This window comes from Sphingomonas sp. SDUR79, assembly GCF_056821745.1.
In genome coordinates this window covers 2,130,990-2,152,273 of sequence record NZ_JBPDIN010000001.1, presented here as the reverse complement: position 1 = coordinate 2,152,273, position 21,284 = coordinate 2,130,990, and the positions used below count along the sequence as shown (strand labels likewise).

Annotated in this window: 21 protein-coding genes; 11 read left to right on the top strand and 10 right to left on the bottom strand. The window is 67.0% G+C overall.

The window, feature by feature from the left end; genetic code table 11:
* Positions 1 to 4: 4 nt before the first annotated feature.
* Positions 5 to 1,030 (bottom strand): glycerophosphodiester phosphodiesterase, encoded by a 1,026-nt coding sequence (locus ACRYLO_RS10680; RefSeq protein ID WP_482661724.1) that lies wholly within the window; start codon positions 1,028 to 1,030, stop codon positions 5 to 7.
* 89 nt (positions 1,031 to 1,119) lie between these two features.
* Here ACRYLO_RS10680 and ACRYLO_RS10675 point away from each other — a divergent pair, with 89 nt between their 5' ends.
* Genes ACRYLO_RS10675 through ACRYLO_RS10665 form a run of 3 tightly spaced genes read left to right on the top strand, consistent with a single transcriptional unit; the run spans position 1,120 to position 3,446 of the window.
* The gene (locus ACRYLO_RS10675) at positions 1,120 to 2,037 is read left to right on the top strand and encodes an XdhC family protein (RefSeq protein WP_482660133.1); all 918 of its coding nucleotides are present in this window, start codon (positions 1,120 to 1,122) and stop codon (positions 2,035 to 2,037) included.
* Positions 2,024 to 2,596 (top strand): nucleotidyltransferase family protein, encoded by a 573-nt coding sequence (locus tag ACRYLO_RS10670; RefSeq protein ID WP_482660132.1) that lies wholly within the window; start codon positions 2,024 to 2,026, stop codon positions 2,594 to 2,596. Before ACRYLO_RS10675 ends, ACRYLO_RS10670 begins: the two co-directional genes overlap by 14 nt.
* A complete protein-coding gene (locus ACRYLO_RS10665; RefSeq protein WP_482660131.1) occupies positions 2,589 to 3,446 on the top strand; it encodes an EamA family transporter in 858 nt (285 codons plus the stop codon). Before ACRYLO_RS10670 ends, ACRYLO_RS10665 begins: the two co-directional genes overlap by 8 nt.
* A 30-nt stretch (positions 3,447 to 3,476) precedes the next feature.
* Here the strand turns inward: ACRYLO_RS10665 and ACRYLO_RS10660 are convergent, their stop codons facing one another.
* Genes ACRYLO_RS10660 through ACRYLO_RS10645 form a run of 4 tightly spaced genes read right to left on the bottom strand, consistent with a single transcriptional unit; the run spans position 3,477 to position 8,260 of the window.
* Entirely contained in the window at positions 3,477 to 4,685 is a 1,209-nt protein-coding gene (locus ACRYLO_RS10660) for an ABC transporter permease (protein WP_482660130.1), read from the bottom strand.
* Complete coding sequence (locus ACRYLO_RS10655; RefSeq protein ID WP_482660129.1) at positions 4,685 to 5,395, bottom strand: ABC transporter ATP-binding protein; 711 nt, start codon at positions 5,393 to 5,395, stop codon at positions 4,685 to 4,687. The genes ACRYLO_RS10660 and ACRYLO_RS10655 overlap by 1 nt, the downstream gene beginning before the upstream one ends.
* A complete protein-coding gene (locus ACRYLO_RS10650; RefSeq protein ID WP_482660128.1) occupies positions 5,388 to 6,770 on the bottom strand; it encodes an efflux RND transporter periplasmic adaptor subunit in 1,383 nt (460 codons plus the stop codon). Before ACRYLO_RS10650 ends, ACRYLO_RS10655 begins: the two co-directional genes overlap by 8 nt.
* Entirely contained in the window at positions 6,770 to 8,260 is a 1,491-nt protein-coding gene (locus ACRYLO_RS10645) for an efflux transporter outer membrane subunit (RefSeq protein ID WP_482661723.1), read from the bottom strand. Before ACRYLO_RS10645 ends, ACRYLO_RS10650 begins: the two co-directional genes overlap by 1 nt.
* Before the next feature lie 174 nt (positions 8,261 to 8,434).
* On the opposite strand from ACRYLO_RS10645, the gene ACRYLO_RS10640 reads away from it, so the two are divergent.
* Entirely contained in the window at positions 8,435 to 8,941 is a 507-nt protein-coding gene (locus tag ACRYLO_RS10640) for an O-acetyl-ADP-ribose deacetylase (protein WP_482660127.1), read from the top strand.
* Here ACRYLO_RS10640 and ACRYLO_RS10635 read toward each other — a convergent pair.
* Together ACRYLO_RS10635 and ACRYLO_RS10630 are read right to left on the bottom strand one after the other, a co-directional pair.
* A complete protein-coding gene (locus ACRYLO_RS10635; RefSeq protein WP_482660126.1) occupies positions 8,933 to 9,625 on the bottom strand; it encodes an NnrU family protein in 693 nt (230 codons plus the stop codon). The two genes, ACRYLO_RS10640 and ACRYLO_RS10635, sit on opposite strands and share 9 nt — an antisense overlap.
* A 24-nt stretch (positions 9,626 to 9,649) precedes the next feature.
* Positions 9,650 to 11,425 carry a peptide MFS transporter gene (locus tag ACRYLO_RS10630; protein WP_482661722.1) on the bottom strand — a complete coding sequence of 592 codons (1,776 nt, stop codon included), beginning with the start codon at positions 11,423 to 11,425 and terminating at the stop codon, positions 9,650 to 9,652.
* Positions 11,426 to 11,601: 176 nt separating this feature from the next.
* On the opposite strand from ACRYLO_RS10630, the gene ACRYLO_RS10625 reads away from it, so the two are divergent.
* The 4 genes from ACRYLO_RS10625 (at position 11,602) to ACRYLO_RS10610 (ending at position 14,397) form a co-directional block, all read left to right on the top strand.
* Positions 11,602 to 12,183 carry a nitroreductase family protein gene (locus tag ACRYLO_RS10625; protein WP_482660125.1) on the top strand — a complete coding sequence of 194 codons (582 nt, stop codon included), beginning with the start codon at positions 11,602 to 11,604 and terminating at the stop codon, positions 12,181 to 12,183.
* A 69-nt stretch (positions 12,184 to 12,252) separates the two neighbouring features.
* Positions 12,253 to 12,609: a GntR family transcriptional regulator gene (locus ACRYLO_RS10620; RefSeq protein WP_224921468.1), complete on the top strand. Its 357-nt coding sequence runs from the start codon at positions 12,253 to 12,255 to the stop codon at positions 12,607 to 12,609.
* Between the two features lie 19 nt (positions 12,610 to 12,628).
* Positions 12,629 to 13,654, top strand: coding sequence for a hypothetical protein (locus ACRYLO_RS10615; protein ID WP_482660124.1), 1,026 nt, complete (start codon positions 12,629 to 12,631; stop codon positions 13,652 to 13,654).
* The gene (locus tag ACRYLO_RS10610; RefSeq protein WP_482660123.1) at positions 13,651 to 14,397 is read left to right on the top strand and encodes an ATP-binding cassette domain-containing protein; all 747 of its coding nucleotides are present in this window, start codon (positions 13,651 to 13,653) and stop codon (positions 14,395 to 14,397) included. The genes ACRYLO_RS10615 and ACRYLO_RS10610 overlap by 4 nt, the downstream gene beginning before the upstream one ends.
* Here ACRYLO_RS10610 and ACRYLO_RS10605 read toward each other — a convergent pair.
* A complete protein-coding gene (locus ACRYLO_RS10605) occupies positions 14,364 to 16,055 on the bottom strand; it encodes an acyl-CoA dehydrogenase family protein (protein ID WP_482660122.1) in 1,692 nt (563 codons plus the stop codon). The genes ACRYLO_RS10610 and ACRYLO_RS10605 overlap by 34 nt on opposite strands.
* A 48-nt stretch (positions 16,056 to 16,103) precedes the next feature.
* On the opposite strand from ACRYLO_RS10605, the gene ACRYLO_RS10600 reads away from it, so the two are divergent.
* Complete coding sequence (locus ACRYLO_RS10600) at positions 16,104 to 17,042, top strand: L-threonylcarbamoyladenylate synthase (RefSeq protein WP_482660121.1); 939 nt, start codon at positions 16,104 to 16,106, stop codon at positions 17,040 to 17,042.
* 131 nt (positions 17,043 to 17,173) lie between these two features.
* Here ACRYLO_RS10600 and msrA read toward each other — a convergent pair whose 3' ends face one another.
* Positions 17,174 to 17,728 (bottom strand): peptide-methionine (S)-S-oxide reductase MsrA, encoded by a 555-nt coding sequence (msrA, locus tag ACRYLO_RS10595; protein WP_482660120.1) that lies wholly within the window; start codon positions 17,726 to 17,728, stop codon positions 17,174 to 17,176.
* Between the two features lie 70 nt (positions 17,729 to 17,798).
* Here msrA and galE point away from each other — a divergent pair, with 70 nt between their 5' ends.
* Both galE and ACRYLO_RS10585 read left to right on the top strand, forming a co-directional pair.
* Positions 17,799 to 18,800, top strand: a complete 1,002-nt coding sequence (galE, locus tag ACRYLO_RS10590) for a UDP-glucose 4-epimerase GalE (protein ID WP_482660119.1) — start codon at positions 17,799 to 17,801, stop codon at positions 18,798 to 18,800.
* On the top strand, positions 18,797 to 19,420 hold the full coding sequence (locus ACRYLO_RS10585; protein WP_482660118.1) for a MarC family protein: 624 nt from the start codon (positions 18,797 to 18,799) through the stop codon (positions 19,418 to 19,420). Before galE ends, ACRYLO_RS10585 begins: the two co-directional genes overlap by 4 nt.
* A 42-nt stretch (positions 19,421 to 19,462) precedes the next feature.
* On the opposite strand, the gene ACRYLO_RS10580 is transcribed toward ACRYLO_RS10585, so the two are convergent.
* On the bottom strand, positions 19,463 to 21,265 hold the full coding sequence (locus tag ACRYLO_RS10580) for an AcrB/AcrD/AcrF family protein (protein ID WP_482660117.1): 1,803 nt from the start codon (positions 21,263 to 21,265) through the stop codon (positions 19,463 to 19,465).
* Positions 21,266 to 21,284: the final 19 nt, after the last annotated feature.

Below are 21,284 nucleotides of genomic sequence, written 5' to 3'. Positions count from 1 at the left end.
GCGTTCAGCGGGAATGCCGATCGCGCGCCTGCACTCCCAGATAAGGGTAATCGGTAAATAAACCATCCACGCCCGCAGCCAGGAAGCGCGCGATTTCGGCGGCCATATCGCCATGCCCAGCGGGGTTGATGCCCTTGCGCAGGCCGGAGGGGAGGAAATAGTTTTCGGCGCGGAAGGTCCAGGGATGGACCTTGAGCCCCGCCGCATGCGCATCGGCGACCAGCGGCGAAACGGTACCGTCGCCCGCCACCACCATGTCCTTTTGCGGGCCGACCCCATTGGCATAGGCGGCGACCGTCTTCAGCCCCTCGGGCGTCGCCATCGTCTTGTAGCTCGGCTCCGCACCGTCCGCCGGGCCGCCGTCGGCCGCCATCAGCTGGATCAGCGGAACCTGCGTCAGCCGCTTCAAAGCCTTCAGGTTATTGACCTCAAACGACTGGATGAACACCGGCGCATCGGCGCGGTCCCAACCCGCCGCCTTGAGCTCCGCGACCAGCGCGGCTTCGAGCGGCAGGCCGATGCTGGCGAAATAGCTGGGGTGCTTGGTTTCGGGATAGATGCCGATGGTGCGCCCGGTCTTGGCCGATGCCGCCTTGGCCAGCGCGATGATCTCGCGCAGCGTCGGCACCTCAAACTGGCCGTCGAACTTGGCGTTGCCCCGGCGCAGCAGCGGCAGCCGTTCCTTCGCGCGCAGCGTCTTGAGTTCGGCGAGCGTGAAATCTTCGGTGAACCAGCCGGTGTGGCTGGTGCCGTCGATCGTCTTGGTGCGCTTGCGGTCGGCAAATTCCTTGCGGCTTGCCACATCGGTGGTGCCGGTGATGTCATTCTCGTGCCGCGCGACCAGCTGGCCGTCCTTGGTCATCACCAGATCGGGCTCGATGAAATCCGCCCCCTGTTCGATCGCCAGTTGGTAGGCGGCGAGCGTGTGTTCGGGCCGTTCCCCGCTGGCGCCGCGATGCGCGATGATGATCGGCTTGGACGAAATGACGGCCTCCTTGGCGAGCGCGGGCGTCGCGATCATGGCCAGCATCAGCGCCGCTCGCAACATTCCCGTCATCGCCCTATCTCCATCCGACCATCCCGGCGGCTAGGTGATTCGGATGACAATTTGGAGGCACCGTGGCCGATAACGACAGCGTGATCGCCGCCGCACGCAGCTGGGCCGGGGCGCGGATGGCGCTGGCGACGGTGGTGTCGACCTGGGGATCGGCCCCGCGTCCGCGCGGCAGCCACTTGCTGGTGCATGAAGACGGCCGGTTCGAAGGATCGGTGTCGGGCGGGTGCGTCGAAGCCGATATCATGGCGCTCGCAGCGGAGGTGATCGCCGGCGCACCGTTCGCGCTGCGCCGCTATGGCGTCGCGGATGCGGCGGCGTGGGAGGTCGGCCTGCCCTGTGGCGGCGAGATCGAGGTGATGGTCCAGCCCGTCGCCGCGCACGGCTTTGACCCGGCGCTGTTCGATACGATTGCGGCGGCGCGGGACGAGGGCAGGGCGCTGGAGGTTGCGACCGACCTGACGACCGGGCGCAGCAGCATCGACCCGCTGCCCGGCGCCTTTATCAACCGCTACGAACCCCCGCGCCGCTTGCTGATCGTCGGCGCGGTGCAGATCGCGCAGGTGCTTGCCGGTCTCGCGCGCGAACTCGGTATCGCCACGGTAGTGATCGACCCGCGCGGGCGGTTCCTGACGCCCGAGCGCTTTCCGGGTGTGATGCTCGATGATCGCTGGCCGGACGAGGCGGTTGCGGCGCTGCGCCCCGACCGCGCGACGGCGGTGGTGACGCTGAGCCACGATCCCAAGATCGACGACCCGGCACTGATCGCGGCGCTGCGGGCCGGGGCGGGCTATGTCGCGGCGCTGGGATCGCGGCGGAGCCATGCGGCGCGGCGCGAGCGGCTGTCGACGGCGGGGCTGTCGCCCGAGCAGATTGACCGGGTCGAGGGGCCGGCGGGGATCGCTATCGGCGCGGTCGGCCCGGCGGAAATCGCGCTGTCGATCGCGGCGGGCATGGTGCGGGCGCTGCATGATCCGCGCTGAACGGGCCGCGCTCGTGCTGCTCGCCGCCGGACGCTCGCGCCGGTTCGGCGACGCGGACAAGCTGACCATCCCCTATCTGGGCCGCCCGCTCGGCCTGCATGTCGTCGTGGCGCTGGAGGCGGTGCCGTTCGCCAAGCGGATCGCCGTGGTGGCGGAAACCGCGCTCGACCTCGCCAGCTGTGGCTATGATGTCGTGGTCAACGACGATCCGGCGGCAGGGCTGGGCCGATCGCTGCGGCTGGGGGTGGAGGCGGCGATGCTGAGCGACCCCGATGCGGTGGTGATCGCGCTCGCCGATATGCCGCGCGTCACCGCGACGCAAATCTATCGCCTGCTTGACGCAGCGGAGGATGATGCCGCAATCGTGGCGTCGAGCGACGGTGTGGTCCCGCGCCCGCCCGCGCTGTTCGGCCGGGCGCATCTTCCCGACCTGCTCGCCGCGCAGGGTGACATGGGCGCGCGCGATCTGGTGCGGCGGGGGCGTCATATCGTGGTGCCGCCCGCCGAGCTGGTCGATGTCGATACGCCGGAGGATCTGGATCGGCTGATCCATGGGTGATCAGGCACTTGCCATCGCGCTGGGTCTGATCTCGGCCTTCAGCCTGGCGCTCACCAATCTGGTGGTGAAGCGCGGCGACGATATTCTTGTCGCGCGGGCGCTGTTGTCGTCGAGCGCGGCGGTGGTGATCGCGCCGTTCGCGTTGATCGTGCCGCTGCCCGATGCCGCGACCTGGACCGCGCTCGCCTGGGCAGTGCCGGCGCATTTCGCCTATCAGATCTGCCTGGTCCGCGCGATGCAGCGGGGCGACTTAAGCCTGGTCTTTCCGATCATGCGCGGCGTCGCGCCGCTGCTGACTGCCGGGTTCGCGATGCTGGTGCTGCGGGAGCATCTGCCGCTGATCGGCTGGCTGGGGCTGGTGATCGCGACCGGTGCGGTGATCGTGTTCGCATTGCCCGCGCGCGGCGTGACACTTGCGGCGCATCCGGACAAGGTGGCGCTGGGCTGGGCCTTCGCGACGGCTATCGGGGTCGCGCTCTACAATATGGCCGATGCGCGCGGGGTGCGCGTCGCGCCGAGCCCCTTCACCTATATCGTGTGGCTGTTCATGCTCGACAGCATCTGCATCACCACCACCGCGCTGCTGCTCCGCCGTCGCGAATTGGGTCGGGCGGTCAAGGCTACCTGGAAGCACGGCGTTGCGGCCGGCGCCTTGTCGAGCGTGTCGTTCGGGTCCGCGCTCTACGCCTTTTCGCTGATGGAGGTGGCAAAGGTATCGGCGCTGCGTGAGACGGCAGTGGTATGGGCGGCGCTGATGGGCGCGTGGATGCTGGGCGAAGGGTTCGGCGGCCGCCGAATCGCTGCGGCGGCCGTGCTCGCCTTCGGCCTGATCCTGCTGCAGTTCAGCTAAGTCGAATTCAGCTCCGCCGGTGCCGCAACCCTATTCGTGCCGCAGCGCGTCGATCGGGTTCAGGCTTGCCGCACGTCGCGCCGGGAAATAGCCGAACACCACCCCGATCCCCGCCGCGATGGCAAAGGCGATGATGTTGATCTGAAGGTCGAACGTCCACGGCACTTGCATGATCGGGGTCAGGGCAGCGACGGCGATTTGCGCTACCAACAGGCCGATCACGCCGCCCAGCATCGACAAGACGATCGCCTCGACCAGGAATTGCATCAGCACTTCGCGCGCAACCGCGCCGATCGCCAGGCGGATGCCGATCTCACGCGTGCGTTCGGTCACGCTGACCAGCATGATGTTCATGATGCCGATGCCGCCGACGATCAGGCTGATCGCCGCGACCGTCGCGACGATGCTGGTCAGCAGCTGTGTCGTCCCGGTCAGCGTCGCGCTGATCTGCGCCGTATCGAAGATGTTGAAATTATCCTGCTCGCCCGGCTCGATCCCGCGCCGCTCGCGCAACAGGTCGCTCAGCGAAGCCTGTACGGCGGCGGAATCATAGGCGCTATCCACCCCGACCAGCATCACGCGAATGTCGCGATTGCCCGAAAAGCGGCGCTGCACCGTCTTGATCGGCATGAGCACGACATCGTCCTGATCGCCGCCGAACCCCGCCTGCCCGCGCGTCGACAGCGTCCCGATCACATCGCACGACACATCGTTGACGCGGATGCGCCGCCCGACCGCCTCACCACCGCGAAACAGGTTCTGGCGCACGGTATTGCCGATGATGCACACCGCCTTGCCCGCTGCTTCCTCCGCCGGGGAAAAGGTGCGCCCGCCGGTCAGCGGCCAGGGCTGGACCTCGAAATAGGCGTTGCCGGTGCCGTTGATCGTGGTCGACCAGTTCGCGCCGTTATAGATTGCGGTCCCGGTCGCCTGCGCCTGTGGCGCGACCGCCGTGACCCCGGCGATCTGCTCGCGGATCGCCTCGACATCCTGCTGCTCAAAATCGGGCGGACGCGGCCCGCCGCCGCCGCGGCCAAAGCCTTGGCCGGGGCGCACCTGGAGGATGTTGGTGCCGAGGCTGGCGATCTGTTGCTGCACCGCTGCGGTCGTCGCATTGCCGAGCGTCACCATCGCCACGACTGCCGCCACGCCGATGATGATGCCGAGCGTGGTGAGGAACGAGCGCAGCTTGTGCCGCAGGATCGACCGGATCGCGAGGGTGAAGGTGGTGCCGAGCATCAGGCGGGAACCCCCGCGCGCATGCCCGTCTCGATCCGTTCGACCAGCCCGTCCTTGAAATGCACGATGGTGCGGGCGAACGCCGCCATCTCCGATTCATGCGTGACCATCAGCACAGTGATGCCGCTGTCCTTGTTGAGGCCGGTGAGCAATTGCATGATCTCCACCGACCGTTCCGAATCCAGATTGCCGGTGGGTTCGTCGGCGAGCAGCACATCGGGGCTGGTGACGATCGCGCGGGCGATGGCCACGCGCTGCTGCTGGCCGCCGGACAGTTCGGCGGGGGTATGGTCCCACCATTGGTCGAGCCCGACCTTTTCCAGCGCCGCCATGCCCAGCCGGTGCCGCGTCTTCTTGTCCTCGCCGCGATAGAGCAGGGGCAGCTCGACATTCTCCAGCGCACTGGTGCGGCTGAGCAGGTTGAACCCCTGAAACACGAAGCCAAGGTAGCGACGGCGCAGCAAGGCACGCTGGTCGCGGTCGAGCGTTTCGACATGGACATTCTTGAACAGGAATTGCCCCCGCGTCGGCACGTCGAGACAGCCCAGAATGTTCATCGTGGTCGATTTTCCCGAGCCCGACGGCCCCATCACCGCGACGAAATCGCCCTGTTCGATGTCGAGGTCGACGCCTTTCAGCGCCTGGAACGCGGTCGGCCCCTCGCCATAGGTCTTGGTGACGCCGCGCAGGCGGATGATCGGATCAGCCACCCGACGCTCCCGCCTTGCGCTGGCCGCCGCCCGACCCGCCGCCGGAGCGCTTTCCGCTGCCCGAGCTTTCGCCCGCAAACTGTCCGGTAATGACCTCCATCCCCGGCTTCAGATCGCCCGACAGCACTTCGGTCACCTGACCGTTGGTGTCGCCGGTGGTGACCTCGATCGCACGCGGCTGGCCGTCCTCGCCCTTCACATAGACCGTCTGACGGGCGCCGCGGGCGATTGTTGCAGCCTTCTCATTGTCTCCGCCGCGACGTCGACGACTGGGCACAAGGGCGCCCGAGATGCCGCCCTTCGCCGCCTCCTGCCCGCCGGCGCTGGGCGTGAAGCGCAGCGCGGCGTTGGGGACGAGCAGGACGTTGTTCTTCTGTAGAGTCACGATCTCGGCCGTGGCGGTCATGCCGGGACGCAGCTTCTGCTCCGGGTTGGCGACCGACAGCGTGGCGGCGTAGGAAACGACCTGTGCCGTCGTGCTGCTGGTCGTCGTGGTTGTCTGGGCCGACAGGTTGGAGCCGACATCGACGCGCTGGATCACCGCGGGGAAGGTTTCGCCGGGGAATGCATCGACGGTGAAGCTCGCCCTTTGCCCCTGCTTGACCTGGCCGACATCGGCCTCGTCGATCGCGACTTCCAGCTCCATCGCGCTGAGATCCTCGGCGATCACGAACAGGGTCGGGGTGTTGAACGATGCCGCGACCGTCTGGCCCGGTTCGACCTGCCGCGCGAGCACCACGCCGTTGACGGGCGAGCGGATGATCGCCTTGTTCCGCTGCGTCACCGCCGAGCGCAGCGCTGCTTGCTGCGACGTCACCTGTGCCTGGCTCGCGCGCACTGTCGCGACCGCGCGCGCCACAGCGGCGCGGGCATTGTCGAGCTCGGTCTTGGCCGGCACGCGCCCGCCGGACAGGCGGCTGACTTCCTCGAACCGCGCGAGCTGGCTCTGTGCTTCGGTCAGCGTCGCCTGATTCTGTGCGACCGTCGCCTGTGCCGCCGCGACGGAGGCGCGCGCCTGGGTGATCGCGTCGTCAAGCCGTTCGGGATCGATCAGCGCGAGCGGCTGGCCAGCCGTCACCCGATCGTTGACATCGACCAGCACGCGGTTGACCAGACCCGACAGTTCGGAGCCGACCTGAACCTGATTGGTCGGCGCGAGCTTGCCCGTCGCAGAGACGGTGACGGTCAGCGATCCCTTCTCGACCGCGCGAGTCGCATAGCCCGCTTCTTCGGTCCCGCCGAACATCTTCCATGCCCCGAACAGGACGGCCACGACGATCAGTGCGAGCGCGATCCATTTGGCGTAGCGTTGCCACGCCGGGGTCGCCTTGCCGCCCAGAAATTCGTCGATCTTGGGATTTGCAGCGTCGGCCATCAATTGCTTCCGGTGATGAGTGCGGGGGGCGGGGCGGGGACGGTTTCGGGCGTCGGCGCGGCGCTGGCATCCCAGCCGCCGCCCAATGCGAGGTACAGCTGGATCAGCGCCGATGCCTTGTCCGACCGCGCCTGATTGAGGCCGTTACGCGCGGAAATCAGCGACGCTTCGGCCTGGCTGAGCGTCAGGAAATCAGCAAGGCCGGCGCGGTAGGAACTGCGCGACAGGATCGCGCTGTTGTTCGCGGCATCGAGCGCGATGGTGAATTCGCGTTCGCGCGCCTGCGCTGTCTGCAGCGCGACGACTGCATTCTCGACCTCTTCGATGCCGATCAGCACCGTCTGCTTATAGGCGTAGAAGGCACCGTCCGCCGCCGCCTGGGCCGAGCGCACCTGCGCGCGGGTGCGCCCGGCGTCGAAGATCGTCTGCGCGATGCTGGCAAAGACGCGGCCCGTGATCACGTCGAACAGGCTGGCGACGCTGCCCGCACCCGCATCGATGCTGCCGCCGAGCGAAAGCTGCGGGTAGAGCTGCGCCTCCGACACGCCGATCTGCGCGACGGCGGCGGCGAGGTTGCGTTCGGCCAGCCGCACATCGGGCCGCTGGCGCAGCGTATCGGCGGGGATGCCGACCGCGATCCGTTCCGGCCCCTGCGGGATCGGGCGCACCGCCTCCATCTGCGCCTTGAGCGCGCCCGGCGCTTGCCCGGTCAGCACGCCGAGGCGCGAGACGGCGCTATTGTAGCTCGCCTCGATCGACGGGATCGACGCGGCGGTCTGCGCGCGATTGGCGCGGGCCTGTTCCTGATCGAGCGAGGAGACCAGGCCCGCCTGCACGCGAAAGCCCGCAATCTCGAGATTGTCGTCCTGAATCGTCAGGCTCTCGCGCGCATTGGCCAGCTGCGCCTGCGCGGCGCGGGCAAGGATGTAGTTGCGCGCAATCTCGCCCTGGATCGACACGAGCGTCGCGGCGTAGCTGTAGCCCGATGCCTCGAGCTGCGCGCGGCTCGCCTCGACCCCGCGCCGCACGCCGCCGAACAGGTCGACCTGATAATTGACGTCTCCGCCGAGCGAGAAGCTGGTGCTGCCGCCCTGCGACACGGTGGTGACGGTGCCGTCGGGCAGGGTCACCTGCGTGCTGTTGCCGCGCACGGGTTCGCTGCGCGATGCGCTGCTGCCCGCACTGACCGACGGAAGCAGGGATGCGCGCGACTGTACCAGCGCCTCGCGCGCCTGACGCAGCCGGGTCACGGCCTGCGCGACGTCGAGATTCTGACCGGCCGCCTGCTCGACCAGTGTGGTCAGCATCGGATCGTTGAACGCGGTCCACCAGCGTTTGAGATCAGCCTGAGCCTGCTGGTCCGCCGCGACCGAGAAGGCGGGCGGCACGCCAAGCTGCGTCGCTGTGCCTGGACGGTAGTCGGGGCCGGCCGCACAGCCGGCGAGCGGAAGCGCGGCGATGCCGAGGATCAGGAAGGGGCGAACCATCATGCCCCGAAAATGGCCAGCGCCCGTCGGCACGTCCACCAAAAGAGTGTCGCAAATTGTACGCATCGCGTTGGAACACGCGCGAAACGATTTGGTTGCGGCCAGCCATATCCAGATTTCCGGGTGCGTCGTCGCCAGCGCCTTGACCCATGCCGAGGCGCGGTCGAAACGTGCATCATGCGCATCGAACTGGTCCAAACCGACATCACCAAAATCGCCGTCGACGCCATCGTCAACGCGGCAAACAGCTCGTTGTTGGGAGGGGGAGGCGTCGATGGCGCGATCCATCGTGCGGCTGGACCTGGGCTCTTGGAGGAATGTCGGAAGCTTTACTCCCTGGGCGGCTGCAAGACCGGCGATGCGAAGATCACAGGGGGCTACCTGCTTCCCGCGCGATACATCATCCATACGGTCGGCCCGGTGTGGCAGGGCGGGGCGAAGGGAGAGGCCGAGCTTCTCGCCCGCTGCTACCGGCGCTGCTTCGAAATCGCTGCGGAGCGAGGGATCGCAAGCATCGCGTTCCCTGCGATCAGTTGTGGTGTATTTCGCTATCCCATTGATCAGGCCGCGATCATCGCGGTGCGCGAAAGTCGTGCAGCGATCAAGGAGCGAACGGATCTACACGTTACCTTGGTCGCCTACGCCACTGATATCCACCACGCGATCGAGGCGGCTTTAGCTTAGCCACCGCCACACGCCCGCCGGCAAATCCGCCAGCGGAAGATGCGCCCAGGTCGCGCCGAGCCACAGGAATGTGCCGCCGACCAGCGCTATCGTGCCCGGCCACGCGGCAGCGCCCTGCGCGCGGCCCTGTGCGATGGCGACGAATGGCCAATAGCTGGTCACATCCTGCCAGCGCGGCCAGAAATCGGGCTGGAGCCGCCGCTTCTTGCCGTCCTGCAACGCCGCGCCGACCAGCGAGAGCAGGCCGATGCTGGACGCCAGCACGATCTGCGCCGGTTGCGGGAAGACGAGGATGTGCGCGAGCGCCCACAGGGCAAAGCTCCACATCATCGGATGGCGCGTGATCGCGAACACCCCGCGCGGGCGGGGCACCGCCTTGGGCTTTCCGGTCGGGTCGGGGAGGGCGGGGTTGCCGATCAGCGATCCCACCATCAGCACCGAAGCGAGCAACATGATCGCGCTCGCCACCGCCCACAGGCCATCGCCGACCGCCCAGAGCGGTGCCTCATCCGGCATCCGCCCATAGACATGCGCCATCCAGCCCAGCGTGGCGAACGCGACCAGCGAGTAGATCCCGAGAAAAAGCCGCTCGCCGACAGCGTCGACCAGCGGCTTTCGCAAGGGGTGGGAAAGGAGGAAATGGGTCCCCAGAAACGCCGCACAGGCCGCGATCAAAAGTCCCATATTCCCCTCCCGATTGTCAGACGATCAGCGCTTCTCATCTTCCAGATGAACGCCCGGAGCTTGCGGCTCGGCCAGCTGGGCCGTCCCGGCAAGTTCATCGTCATCGCGCAGCGTGTCGAGATGCATCAGCTTCTTGATCAGTGGCGAGATAAAGATGATCGCCACGCCGACGCCGATCGCGACCCAGCCGATCGTGCTGTACACGTCCAGCACCGTCTGCACGTTCGCCGCCTCGCCACTTGCGCTTTCAGACCCCGTCGCCGCCGCGATCAGGCCGGCGACGAAATTGCCGGTGGCCGATGCGAAGAACCAGGTGCCCATGATGAGGCTCGCCATGTGCGCGGGCGCAAGCCGGTTCATGGCCGACAGACCCACCGGCGACAGGCAAAGCTCGCCGGTCGTGTGCAGCAGATAGATGAGGAAAATGAACACCAGCGGGATCAGCGCGCCGTCGCTGCCACCACCGGCGACAAGGACGAGGAAGCCTGCACCAAGTTGGATTACGGCAAGGCCGAATTTCGCTGGCGTCGAGGGTTCGATACCCTTCCGCCCCAGCGCGGTCCACAGCCACGCGAACAGCGGCGCTAGCAGCACGATGTACATCGCATTCAGCGACTGGAACATGGAGGCCGGGATGTTCCAGCCCATCACGGTGCGATCGACATGGCGATCGGTCAGCAAGTTCAGGGACGAACCGGCCTGCTCGAATAGTGCCCAGAACAAGATCGACCCAATGATCAGGAACATGGCCGCAAAAATTCGATCGCGGTCGTGATTGGTGCGTCCGATCGATTGCCAAATCACAACGAGCAGCGACAAGCCGAAACCGCCGAGCGCCAGATTCTGCGCGGCGGTATCCGTCATGGCTCCGACGAACATCGCAACGAAGGCGATGATCGCCAGCACGCCGCCCAGCGCGAACAGAGCAACCGGAAGCTTCGGCGCGGCATTGTAGGATCCATGCACGAAGACGAAAGTGGCAACCCCGAGCACATAGAGGATCAGGATCGTGCCGCCGATGCCGAGCAGAGTGCCTACGACCGCCTGATTTTGGACCAGCCACCAGCAGACCACGACCGCGACCAGTCCAACAAGATACAGCAGCCATTCCAGCTTGAAGCCGAGAACCGACTTCGCCAGCTTCGCGGAATCGGGCGCTTCGCCCTTGCCCATAAGCAGCGGCTTGCCGATTACGAAGACGATCAGGCCGAGTAGCATCCCGACACCCGCCGCGCCGAATCCATAGCTCCAGCCATAGGTTTCGCCCAGATAGCCACACAGTAGCGAACCCAGGAACGCGCCGAGGTTAATGCCCATGTAGAAAATCGTGTAAGCACCGTCGCGACGCACGTCCGTGCGCGGATAGAGCTGGCCCACGATCACCGAGATATTGGCCTTTAGGAAGCCCGATCCGACGATGATAAACGCGAGCGCCAGCCAGAAAATATTGAGCGAGGCAGCGTCCTGGCCGCCGGTCCCCTCGAACCCCATCAGGAAATGGCCGAAGGTCAGCAGCACCGCCCCGTAGAGCACCGCCTTGCGCTGCCCGAGATACTTGTCGGCAAGATAGCCGCCGAGCACCGGGGTGATATATACCAACGCGGTGTAGGCACCGTAGATGACACTCGAAGACTGGTCGGAAAAGAGCCAGTGCTTCGTCAGATAAAACATCAGCAGCGCGCGCATGCCGTAGTAGGAGAACCGCTCCCACATTTCGGCGAAGAACAGGATGAACAGGCCGAGCGGGTGGCCCAAAAAGGTTCGCTCACCGCCTGGTGCGGCTGCTGGTGTGTGCGCCATCGGCACGAAACTCCCTGACATTTTTGGCCTCTGGGGGCCGGATGGCGCGGAGACTAGCGGCAAACACCCGCATGTGAAGCCTGATTGTCACACTGGTAACCAGAGACCACCGCGAGACTTGCGAACCGTTCGCAAAAACGCTTGGCGCGTGCGGCCGGAGCGGCTAACGGGCGGACATGAACTTCAACGACACCACCACCCCATTGTCGCTCCTGCGCACCCGTCGCTCGGGCAAGGCGCGCGATCTGGTCGCGCCCGGCCCTGATGCGGCGCAGCTACGCGACATCCTCGAAATCGCCGCGCGCACGCCCGATCACGGCAAACTCGCGCCGTGGCGCTTTGTGGTGGTGCCACCCGAGGCGCGCGATGCCTTTGCCGCCGCACTGGTCGCTGCCTATCGCGCCGAGCGCCCCACCGCCGCGCGGCTCGAGATCGAGGCGATGGAGCAATTTGCGCGGCAATCGCCGACTTTGGTGGTGGTCCTCTATTCGCCGAAGGTCGGCAGCCACATCCCGTTATGGGAACAGGAATTGTCGGTCGGCGCGGCGACGATGAACTTGCTCCACGCCGCGCATGCGATGGGATTCGCCGCAAACTGGCTCACCGGCTGGGCCACGTTCAGCGACGCCGTGCGCGACCTGTTCGGTGCCCATCCCGAGCGGATTGCGGGATTTGTCTATATCGGCACCCAGTCCAAACCGCTGGAAGAGCGCCCCCGGCCCGATCTCGATGCTGTCGTGTCAAACTGGGCAGGTTAGGGTCAGACGGTTTCAGTAGAAACCGCATTGGGGGTGGAACTTTAATCCCCCGTGCTGTATTAAGGCACCATGACAGCGCTCGAACATGAAGACAGCCCGGTTTACCTGAAGCTACGTGCGACGATTGCAACGGCGATCCTGCGCGGCGAATACCGGGCGGGGGATCAATTGCCATCGGTGCGCGCGCTTGCCGCCGAACATGGTGCGAACCCGCTGACCGTGGCCAAGGCGTATCAGAGCTTTCAGGACGATGGCTATGTCGAAGTGCGCCGCGGCGTTGGCATGTTCGTCCTGCCCGGCGCGGTCGAACGGCTGAAACTGGCCGAGCGCGACCGCTTCCTCACCGGCTACTGGCCCAAGGTGCGCGACCATATCGCGCTGCTGGGCCTGAGCGCCCACGAACTGCTGGACCGCGAGATCGCCTGAGCCTGCCGGGCGCGGCGCGATGCACCCGCTGTTGCGCCATGAACGGGCAGTAGCGCGCGGCGAGGCCGCATTGGCGCTGCCGGGCTGGCGCGACTGGCTGATGCTCGCCGTTATGGCCGCGCTTGGGCTGGCACTCCTCATCGGATCGGATGCTGCCGCCGCGCTGCGCGATAGCCGCGTGGCAGCGGCTGTCGGCGCGCTTGCCGGATGGGCAAGCATCCGCGCGGCACAGCACCGGCTCGACCATCTGGCGCGTGAATCGGTGGTTGCTGCGGCCGCGCTCGATCCGGTGGGACAGCGGCACTTTTTCGCGGCAGTCCTGGCACTGGTGGCGCTGGCGCTGGTGGCTCTCGGCGCGCTCGCGCGTCCGTCCGCCATGGCTGCGCTGCTCGTCGGTCAGGTGGCCGGGGCGGTCGCCGCAGCTTTGCTCCCCCTGCGCATCCTTCGTCTCCGCCCGCGCGTGCAGCCGCTGCGCCGCGCGACCTGGTCCCTCTCACCCGCGGACGCGGTCAGTGGGTATCAGATCTTCGCCGGCCACCCGCACTGGCGCACGGTCGTCCCGCTGGTCGCCGCGCTGGCGAGTGTCGCGCTCGCCCTGCTGCTGCCGACCCATTGGAACCCCATTCTGCGCCTTGCCGTTCCGGCGGGGGCCGTTGTGCTGGCAATGCTCGCATTCACCCGTGTCGACGCCGACATCGTCGTCTTTCTGGCCCGCGCCGGGCACGGAGCGTGGCGCAGCGCGATGCTGCATCTCGGCGCATCGGCACGCTATGCCGCGATCCTCCTCCCGCTCATGCTGCTGTTCGCGCCGCACGCCGTCTGGCCCTGTGCAGCGGCGGTCGTTGCAATCGCCCTGTTGACGCTGCTGCGGGTGTGGAGCCTTCGCGCCTATTCGAAGCGCTTTGCCGACATGATCCTGCTGTTCGGCGCGGTCGGTGGCGCGGTGCTCGGCGCCAGCTTCCCCCCGCTGCTGGTGCCCTATGTGGCGATTGTCGGCTTCGCCCTGCTGCGCCGTGCGTCGCGCGCAACCTGGAGCATGGCATGATCGAGGCACTCGGCACCGCGACGCTTTCGGTTGTGCGCGACGGCGTGCCGGCGGTGCGCGACATCTCGCTGTCGATCGCACGGGGCAGCTGGTTCGGGCTGATCGGCGCCAATGGATCGGGCAAGACCAGCTATCTGCGTGCGGTCGCGGGGCGGCTGGAGGTCCAGGGCGGAACGGTGCGGATCGACGGCACCGATTGCACCGCCGACCGGGCGAGGCGAGCAGCGGCGATCGGCTATGCGCCCGACGCCGCGATGCTCCCTCCCGTGCTGACGGCGCGCGCCGTGCTTGGGATCGTCGCGGGCGACTCCGACCGCGCACTCGCGGCAGTCGGGAGCATCGCCGACGCACTGGTGCTCGCCCCGCTGCTCGACCGCCGCATCGGCGCCTGTTCGGCGGGACAGCGCCAGCGCATCGCCATCGCCTGTGCCTTCGCCGCCGGGCAGGGCATCGTGATCCTCGACGAACCATTCAACTGGCTCGATCCGGTCGCGGCCTATGACCTGCGCCACGCACTCGCCGCGCGGGTTGCCGCCGGGTTGACCCTGGTCACCGCGCTCCACGACCTCGCGACGCTCAGCAGCGCGTGCCAGGCCGGCGCACTATTGGCCGAAGGACGCGTCGCGCTCGAACTCGACGCCGCCGCGCTGGCCAGCGCGCGCACCGATCCCGCCGCATTCGAAGCGCAGACGATCGCGCATCTGCGGGGTCAGGCGGCAAACGTCCCTGCATCGACAGCGTAGAGCGCCTCCGCGCTCGCCATCGCCGCCGCCTTCAGCCCCATCGCTTCGGGCACGATCTGCGCGACATGGAAACGCGCCGCCGCGGTCTTCATCGCCAGGAACGCCGGGTCGCCTTCGGCCCCTGCCGCGATCCGCCCCTGCGCTTCCATCAGCCAGCCGCACACGGCGGTGGAGAGCATCGTGAGGAACGGGTAGCTGCCCGCCAGCCGGTCATCCATCTCGCTGGCTAGCATATGCTGCGTCACCTCCGCGCACGCATCGATCAGCGCGATCAGCCCGGCATCCTGCGCGTCGGCCTTCATTCGCGTCAGCAGCGCGGTCAGCGTCGCGCCGCCATCCATGTTCAGCTTGCGCCCGACCAGATCGGCGGCCTGGATACCGTTGGTGCCTTCATAGATCGGGGTGATGCGCGCGTCGCGGAAATGCTGGGCCGCGCCGGTCTCCTCGATATAGCCCATGCCGCCATGGACCTGGATGCCGATGCTGGTCACTTCGCATCCGATATCGGTGCCATGCGCCTTGGCGAGCGGGGTGAGCAGGTCGAGCAGCGCGCGCGCCGTTGCGTCGCCGGCATTGGCGCGATCGACCTGCGCCGCCGCGAGATAGACCAGCGCGCGCGCCGCCATGGTCTGCGCCTTCATCCGCATCAGCATGCGGCGGACATCGGGGAATTCGACGATGGTGGCGGGCTTGCCCTCGCGCACGCCCTGCACGCGGTCGCGGGCATAGGCGACGGCGCGCTGGGTCGCGCGCTCGGCGACCTGCACGCCCTGCAGCCCCACGTTCAGCCGCGCATTGTTCATCATCGTGAACATAGCGCGCATGCCCCCCATTTCCGGGCCGATCAGCTCGCCGACACAATCGCCATTGTCGCCGAAGCTCAGGACACAGGTGGGGGAGGCGTGCAGCCCCATCTTGTGCTCGATCGACACCACGCGGACATCGTTGAACTCGCCCGGCGTGCCATCGGCGTTCAGCCGGAATTTCGGCACCAGGAACAGCGAAATGCCCTTGGTCCCCGCAGGGGCCCCCGGCGTGCGCGCGAGCACCAGATGGACGATGTTATCGGCCAGATCATGGTCACCAAAGCTGATATAGATCTTGGTCCCGCTGATGCTCCACTTGCCGTCGGCGCGCGGCTCGGCCTTGGTCTTGAGCGCGCCGACATCGGATCCGGCCTGGGGCTCGGTCAGGTTCATCGTTCCGGTCCACGCGCCGGTGGCGAGGTGCGGGAGATACGCCGCCTGCTGCTCGGGCGTGCCATGGTGCATCAGCGACTCGATCGCGCCGACCGTCAGCGTCGGACACAGCGCAAAGCCCATATTCGCACTGCCCAGCATCTCCAGCACCGCGGTCGACAGCGCAAAGGGCAGGCCCTGTCCGCCGAACGCCTCGGGCGAGCCGATCGTGCCCCAGCCGCCCTCGACATAGGCCTGATACGCCGCGCGATAGCCGTCGGGCATGGTCACGCCCTCGGGCGACCATTTTGCGCCGACCGTGTCGCCTGCGCGGTCGAGCGGCGCCCATTCGCCCGCGGCGAACGCGCCCGCGCCCTCCAGCACCGCATCGAGGATGTCGGATTCGACGCCCAGGTCCGCGATTTGCGCGACATGCTCCAGCACGAAACGCTGTTCGGCGATGGCGGGGGTGAAGCTCATTTCGTCCTCTCTCTTGCGGCGCTTTTGCCTGCGCTATAGCCATCGGAAATGACCGCGCCAAATCCCCGCATCTTACCCTACGGCGAGGCTGCCATTGCCGAGGCCGCCGCGATCATTGCAGCGGGAGGATGCGTCGCGACTCCGACCGAGACGGTGTACGGGCTCGCCGCCGACGCCACCAATGCAGAGGCGGTGGCGGGCATCTATGCGGCCAAGGGGCGACCGAGTTTCAACCCGCTGATCGTCCATGTCGCCGACCGCCGCGCGGCTGAGGCGATCGCGATGTTCGACCGCGATGCGCGCGCGCTCGCCGATGCCTTCTGGCCGGGTCCGCTGACCCTGGTGCTGCCGCTGCGGCCGGATGCGCCGATTGCCGGGCTGGTGACGGCCGGGCTTTCGACCGTCGCGATCCGGGTGCCGCAGCATCGCGCGATGCAGGCGCTGCTGGCAGCGACGGGCAAGCCGCTCGCCGCGCCGTCGGCAAACGCCAGCGGCACGATCAGCCCGACCCGCGCGAGCCATGTCGCCGCATCGCTCGGAGACCGCGTCCCGCTGATCATCGACGATGGTGCGACCAGCGGCGGGATCGAATCGACCATCGTCGCGGTCGGCGCGCAACCGCGCCTGCTGCGCCCCGGCCCCGTGTCGGCGGCGGCGATCGAGCGGGAGATCGGGCGCTGGTTGGCGGGGGCAGGGGAGGCGATCGAAGCGCCGGGCCAGCTCGCCAGCCACTATGCGCCGCGCAAGCCGCTGCGACTCAACGCGACCGAGGCGCGGGATGGCGAGTGGCTGATCGGCTTTGGCGCGGTCGACGGCGATGACACGCTGTCCGCGACGGGCGATTTGACCGAGGCCGCTGCCCGCCTGTTCGATGCACTCCACCGCGCGGATGCATCGGATCGCGCCGCGATGGCCGTGGCGGCCATCCCGGAGGACGGCATCGGCCTCGCCATCAACGACCGCCTGAAGCGGGCAGCGGCGCGTTAGCTCTCCCATTAAGAATATCGTCATCCCCGCGAAGGCGGGGATCCATTGGCACTAACGATGCGACCCTATCCGGTCGGTCAGCCAGAATGGATTCCCGCCTGCGCGGGAATGACGACATGTAAGCACGTGCGTCAGGCCGAGCCTGCCCCCGCCTTCGCCTTCAGCCGCTCGGCAAAGCTCTTGCGCAGCTTGTTGAGCTTGGGCGGGATGACCCCCAGGCAATAGGGATTCCGCTGGCCTTCGCCTTCCCAGTAATTCTGGTGATAATCCTCTGCGGGCCACCAGGTGTCAGCATGTTCGATCGTGGTGACGATCGGCGCGGGCCATTCGCTGGCGTTGCGTTCGATCCCCGCGCGCGCCGCCGCCTCCTGTTCGGGCGACTGCGGGAAGATCGCCGAGCGATATTGCGTGCCGACATCGCCACCCTGGCGGTTCAGCGTCGTCGGATCATGCGTCGCGAAGAAGATGTCGAGCAGGTCGTCATAGCGCAGTTGCTGCGGGTCGAACGTGACCTTCAGCGCCTCGGCATGGCCGGTATTGCCGCTGCACACCGCCTTGTAGGTCGGGTTGTCGACATGCCCGCCAATATAGCCGCTTTCGACCGACTCGACGCCGATCAGGTCTTTGAACACCGCTTCCACACACCAGAAGCAACCACCCGCGAGAATTGCGGTTTCGGTAGTCATACGCTTCAACTCCTTGCTACGGGAGCCAAGATAGGATTGAGCGCGACGCGCAACTAGGGGCAAGACGAACATGCATGACGGCACGGTGATGGTGACGGGCGGGGCGGGCTATATCGGCAGCCATGCGGTGCTCGCGCTGCTCGATGCGGGCTGGCGCGTTGTCGTTCTGGACAATTTGGTCACGGGTTTCGACTGGGCGGTCGATCCGCGCGCGGCGCTGGTCGTCGCCAATATCGCCGATGAGGACAAGGTCCGCGCCGCGATCCGCGAGCACGGGGTGACCGCCATCATGCATTTCGCCGGGTCGGTGGTGGTGCCGGAATCGGTCAGCGACCCCCTCAAATATTACCGCAACAACACCGCCGCCAGCCGCAGCCTGATCGAGAGCGCGGTGGCGGAAGGGGTGAAGCATTTCATTTTCTCCTCCACCGCCGCAACCTACGGAATTCCTGAGGTCGTACCGGTGCGCGAGGACGCGCCCAAGCAGCCGATCAACCCCTATGGCATGTCCAAGCTGATGACCGAGATCATGCTGAAGGACGTCGCTGCTGCGCACCCGATCAACTATTGCGCGCTGCGCTATTTCAACGTCGCTGGTGCCGATCCGCAGGGGCGCAGCGGGCAGAGCACGGCGGGCGCGACGCATTTGATCAAGGTCGCGGTCGAGGCGGCGACCGGCAAGCGCGACGGGGTTTCGGTGTTCGGGACGGACTTTGCCACGCCCGACGGCACCGGGGTGCGCGACTATATCCATGTCAGCGACCTTGCCGCCGCGCATGTCCATGCACTCGACCTGCTGATCGCCGATCCGGGCAGCAGCCATACGCTCAACGCCGGCTATGGCCGTGGCTATTCGGTGCTCGAAGTGCTCGACGCGGTCGACCGCGTGACCAACGTTACGATCGAACGCAGGCTTGAGGGGCGCCGCGCAGGCGATCCCGACGAACTGGTATCGGACAATCGCGCGATCCTCGCGGCCTTGCCGTGGCGGCCGCAATATGACGATCTGGAGCGCATCGTTCGCGATGCCCTTAGCTGGGAACGCAAATTGGCAGAGAGGCAAGCCCAATGATCGAGCTGTTCCTGTCCGCCTTTGCCATGCTGTTCGTGGTGATCGACCCGCCGGGCTGCGCGCCGATCTATGCGGGCCTGACCAAGGGTGCCCGCCCGACGCTGCAGCGGGCAATGGCGGTGCGCGCGGTGATGATCGCGACCGCGATCCTGCTGGTGTTCGCACTGGTGGGCGAAGCGCTGTTGCGCACGCTGGGCATCAGTCTCAGCGCATTCCGCATCGCGGGCGGGATCATGCTGTTCATCATCGCGCTCGAAATGGTGTTCGAAAAGCGCCAGGAGCGCCGTGAGGACCGCGCGGAAAAGGTGATGCAGACGCCCGAGGTCGAGGATGTCTCGGTCTTTCCGATGGCGATGCCGATGATCGCGGGACCGGGATCGATTGCCACGATCATGCTGCTCGTCTCGCGCGCCGATGGGCCGGGGCAGACCGCCGCGGTGTTCGGCGCGCTGGCGCTGGTGCTTGCGCTGACGCTGGCTGCACTGCTCGCCGCCGGGCCGCTGATGCGGGTGCTCGGCGCAAAGATCGAATCGGTCATCACCCGGCTGCTCGGCGTGCTGCTGGCGGCGCTGGCGATCCAGTTCGTGATCGACGGGGTAAAGCAGAGCTTCGGGGTCTAGGGTCTTCACACCCCTCCCGCGAAGGCGGGAGGGGCTAAGAAACTACCGCTCGTACCGGATCCGCCACAGCCGGTAGGGCGCACCCTTGGGCAGCGGCACCGGTTCGAGCCAGTCCGGAACCTTGCCCTTGGCAAGCTGCCCGTAGAATCCGTCCTTCTCCCGTGCGCGATAGACGGTGGTCTCGGCCATGTTCGGGCAGACCAGCAGATATTGCGCGCCATAACGTTGCGCGATGCCGCGAAACGCCTCCGGCTTGCCGGTAAAGCCATGATGCACGTCCAGGATCGCACGCTCGTTGCGGTGATAGGGCCCGGCAATCCCCTTGTGTCGCGTCATCACGATCAGCCGCGGGCCCAGGTCGACATGGGTGAACAGCGTCGATGGCGGCAGCGTGCGGTCGAGCATCCGCATCCCGGACGCGCTGGCACAGCGGTTGTTGGCCCGGCTCACCGTGCTGCGGTATTTGGAGGGCGGGTCGCTGACCGGCAGATATTTGACCACGAACCCGGCGAACAGACCCGATACCAGCAGGAACGCGACCACCGATCCCAGCACTCGCACCAGCATCCAGCGCTGGCGCAGGAACCATGGCACAATGGTCCAGGCGAGCCACGCCGAGCCCGGCACCGCCAGCAGCTGCGCCGCCGGCCCTGCGCGCACCTGCCACATCAGCATTGCGCCGGCGAAGGCGGTGAACAGCCCGATTGCAACCCAGGCGACGAGCTGGTCGGCAGTCCTGGCGCGCCACGCGGCGAATCCTGCGCCGATGATCCCGATCACTGGCAGCACCGCCATCGGGAACGCCATGGTAAAGCTGTGTTTGTAGATCGGCCGCGCTTCGCGGACATTGTTGAGCCAGGTGTTGGCCAGCTCGTCCGACACGCCTTCCGGGCGTTGCAGACATTGCGGGAACAACCCGGCAAAGCCGCCCACGACGACCGCACCTCCTACTGCTGCGATGCCCAGCCGGACGAGCCGGTTGGCCGGGTTGAGCAGGCTCAGCACCACCACCAGCGCGCCCGCCGCGACCATCACCGACAGCCACACGGGCGTCAGCGCGTCGCAGCGCATCGCGTAATTGGCGTTGGACGCGAACAGCACGAACCCGGCGCTGCTCCCGCCCGCCAGGCTGAGGCCATAAGCGCGCATGCGCGGCATTTCGTCACGGTCCCATACCCAGCGCAGCGCGACGATTGCGCCGGCCATCGCGCAGAACGGCAGCAGCTCCAGCCCGATCGTCAACGATCCTGCGCTGGTCAGACCGATGGTCAGCCCGCCGCGCGTGCGCTGCGGGTCGGCGATGCCCATGACGGCGAGCGCAAGAAAGGCGAGCTGCCAGCCATGATGGTCGATGCGCAGCGGCACGAACTGCGCCATCGTCGCGGTGCAGCCCATCAGGATCAGCACCGCCAGCGGCCAGGCGGCGGGCGCGATCAGGCGGCGCACTGCCGCGCCCATCGCCAGCATTGTCACGGCCAGCGGGAAGAGCGGCGCGATCCCCGCCGCCAGCCGCTCGGCCATCGCGGTCCCGGTAAAGGGTTGAAAGATCAGGATCAGCCCAGCGATCGGCAGGTCGACCAGCCGCGACCAGTGGATGTCGAGGCCGCCCGGCGGGCTCAGCCGATACTGGCGCAGGTCATACCAGTCCTGCCCGGCGAGCAACCCGCGCACCTGCATCATCCGCATATTGTCGTCGGTGTCGCTGAGCGCGAGCGCGTTGATCAACCCCCAGCGTTGCCACACATACCAGGCCGCAATCGCGACCCAGACGAGCAAGGTCCAGCGCACCCAGCGCGTCCGCAGTTCCCGTTCGAGGTCGAACCCCGCGAATCGTGTCGAACTCAAAACCGCTTCCCCTTCTGCA

What these genes read in the sequence shown, in the direction of transcription:
- ACRYLO_RS10680 (WP_482661724.1), bottom strand. Translation starts at nt 1,030, where the DNA reads ATGCTGGCCATGATCGCGACGCCCGCGCTCGCCAAGGAGGCCGTCATT.
- ACRYLO_RS10670 (WP_482660132.1), top strand. Translation starts at nt 2,024, where the DNA reads ATGATCCGCGCTGAACGGGCCGCGCTCGTGCTGCTCGCCGCCGGACGC.
- ACRYLO_RS10665 (WP_482660131.1), top strand. Translation starts at nt 2,589, where the DNA reads ATGGGTGATCAGGCACTTGCCATCGCGCTGGGTCTGATCTCGGCCTTC.
- ACRYLO_RS10660 (WP_482660130.1), bottom strand. Translation starts at nt 4,685, where the DNA reads ATGCTCGGCACCACCTTCACCCTCGCGATCCGGTCGATCCTGCGGCAC.
- ACRYLO_RS10650 (WP_482660128.1), bottom strand. Translation starts at nt 6,770, where the DNA reads ATGGCCGACGCTGCAAATCCCAAGATCGACGAATTTCTGGGCGGCAAG.
- ACRYLO_RS10645 (WP_482661723.1), bottom strand. Translation starts at nt 8,260, where the DNA reads ATGATGGTTCGCCCCTTCCTGATCCTCGGCATCGCCGCGCTTCCGCTC.
- ACRYLO_RS10640 (WP_482660127.1), top strand. Translation starts at nt 8,435, where the DNA reads ATGCGCATCGAACTGGTCCAAACCGACATCACCAAAATCGCCGTCGAC.
- ACRYLO_RS10635 (WP_482660126.1), bottom strand. Translation starts at nt 9,625, where the DNA reads ATGGGACTTTTGATCGCGGCCTGTGCGGCGTTTCTGGGGACCCATTTC.
- ACRYLO_RS10630 (WP_482661722.1), bottom strand. Translation starts at nt 11,425, where the DNA reads ATGGCGCACACACCAGCAGCCGCACCAGGCGGTGAGCGAACCTTTTTG.
- ACRYLO_RS10625 (WP_482660125.1), top strand. Translation starts at nt 11,602, where the DNA reads ATGAACTTCAACGACACCACCACCCCATTGTCGCTCCTGCGCACCCGT.
- ACRYLO_RS10620 (WP_224921468.1), top strand. Translation starts at nt 12,253, where the DNA reads ATGACAGCGCTCGAACATGAAGACAGCCCGGTTTACCTGAAGCTACGT.
- ACRYLO_RS10615 (WP_482660124.1), top strand. Translation starts at nt 12,629, where the DNA reads ATGCACCCGCTGTTGCGCCATGAACGGGCAGTAGCGCGCGGCGAGGCC.
- ACRYLO_RS10610 (WP_482660123.1), top strand. Translation starts at nt 13,651, where the DNA reads ATGATCGAGGCACTCGGCACCGCGACGCTTTCGGTTGTGCGCGACGGC.
- ACRYLO_RS10605 (WP_482660122.1), bottom strand. Translation starts at nt 16,055, where the DNA reads ATGAGCTTCACCCCCGCCATCGCCGAACAGCGTTTCGTGCTGGAGCAT.
- ACRYLO_RS10600 (WP_482660121.1), top strand. Translation starts at nt 16,104, where the DNA reads ATGACCGCGCCAAATCCCCGCATCTTACCCTACGGCGAGGCTGCCATT.
- msrA (WP_482660120.1), bottom strand. Translation starts at nt 17,728, where the DNA reads ATGACTACCGAAACCGCAATTCTCGCGGGTGGTTGCTTCTGGTGTGTG.
- galE (WP_482660119.1), top strand. Translation starts at nt 17,799, where the DNA reads ATGCATGACGGCACGGTGATGGTGACGGGCGGGGCGGGCTATATCGGC.
- ACRYLO_RS10585 (WP_482660118.1), top strand. Translation starts at nt 18,797, where the DNA reads ATGATCGAGCTGTTCCTGTCCGCCTTTGCCATGCTGTTCGTGGTGATC.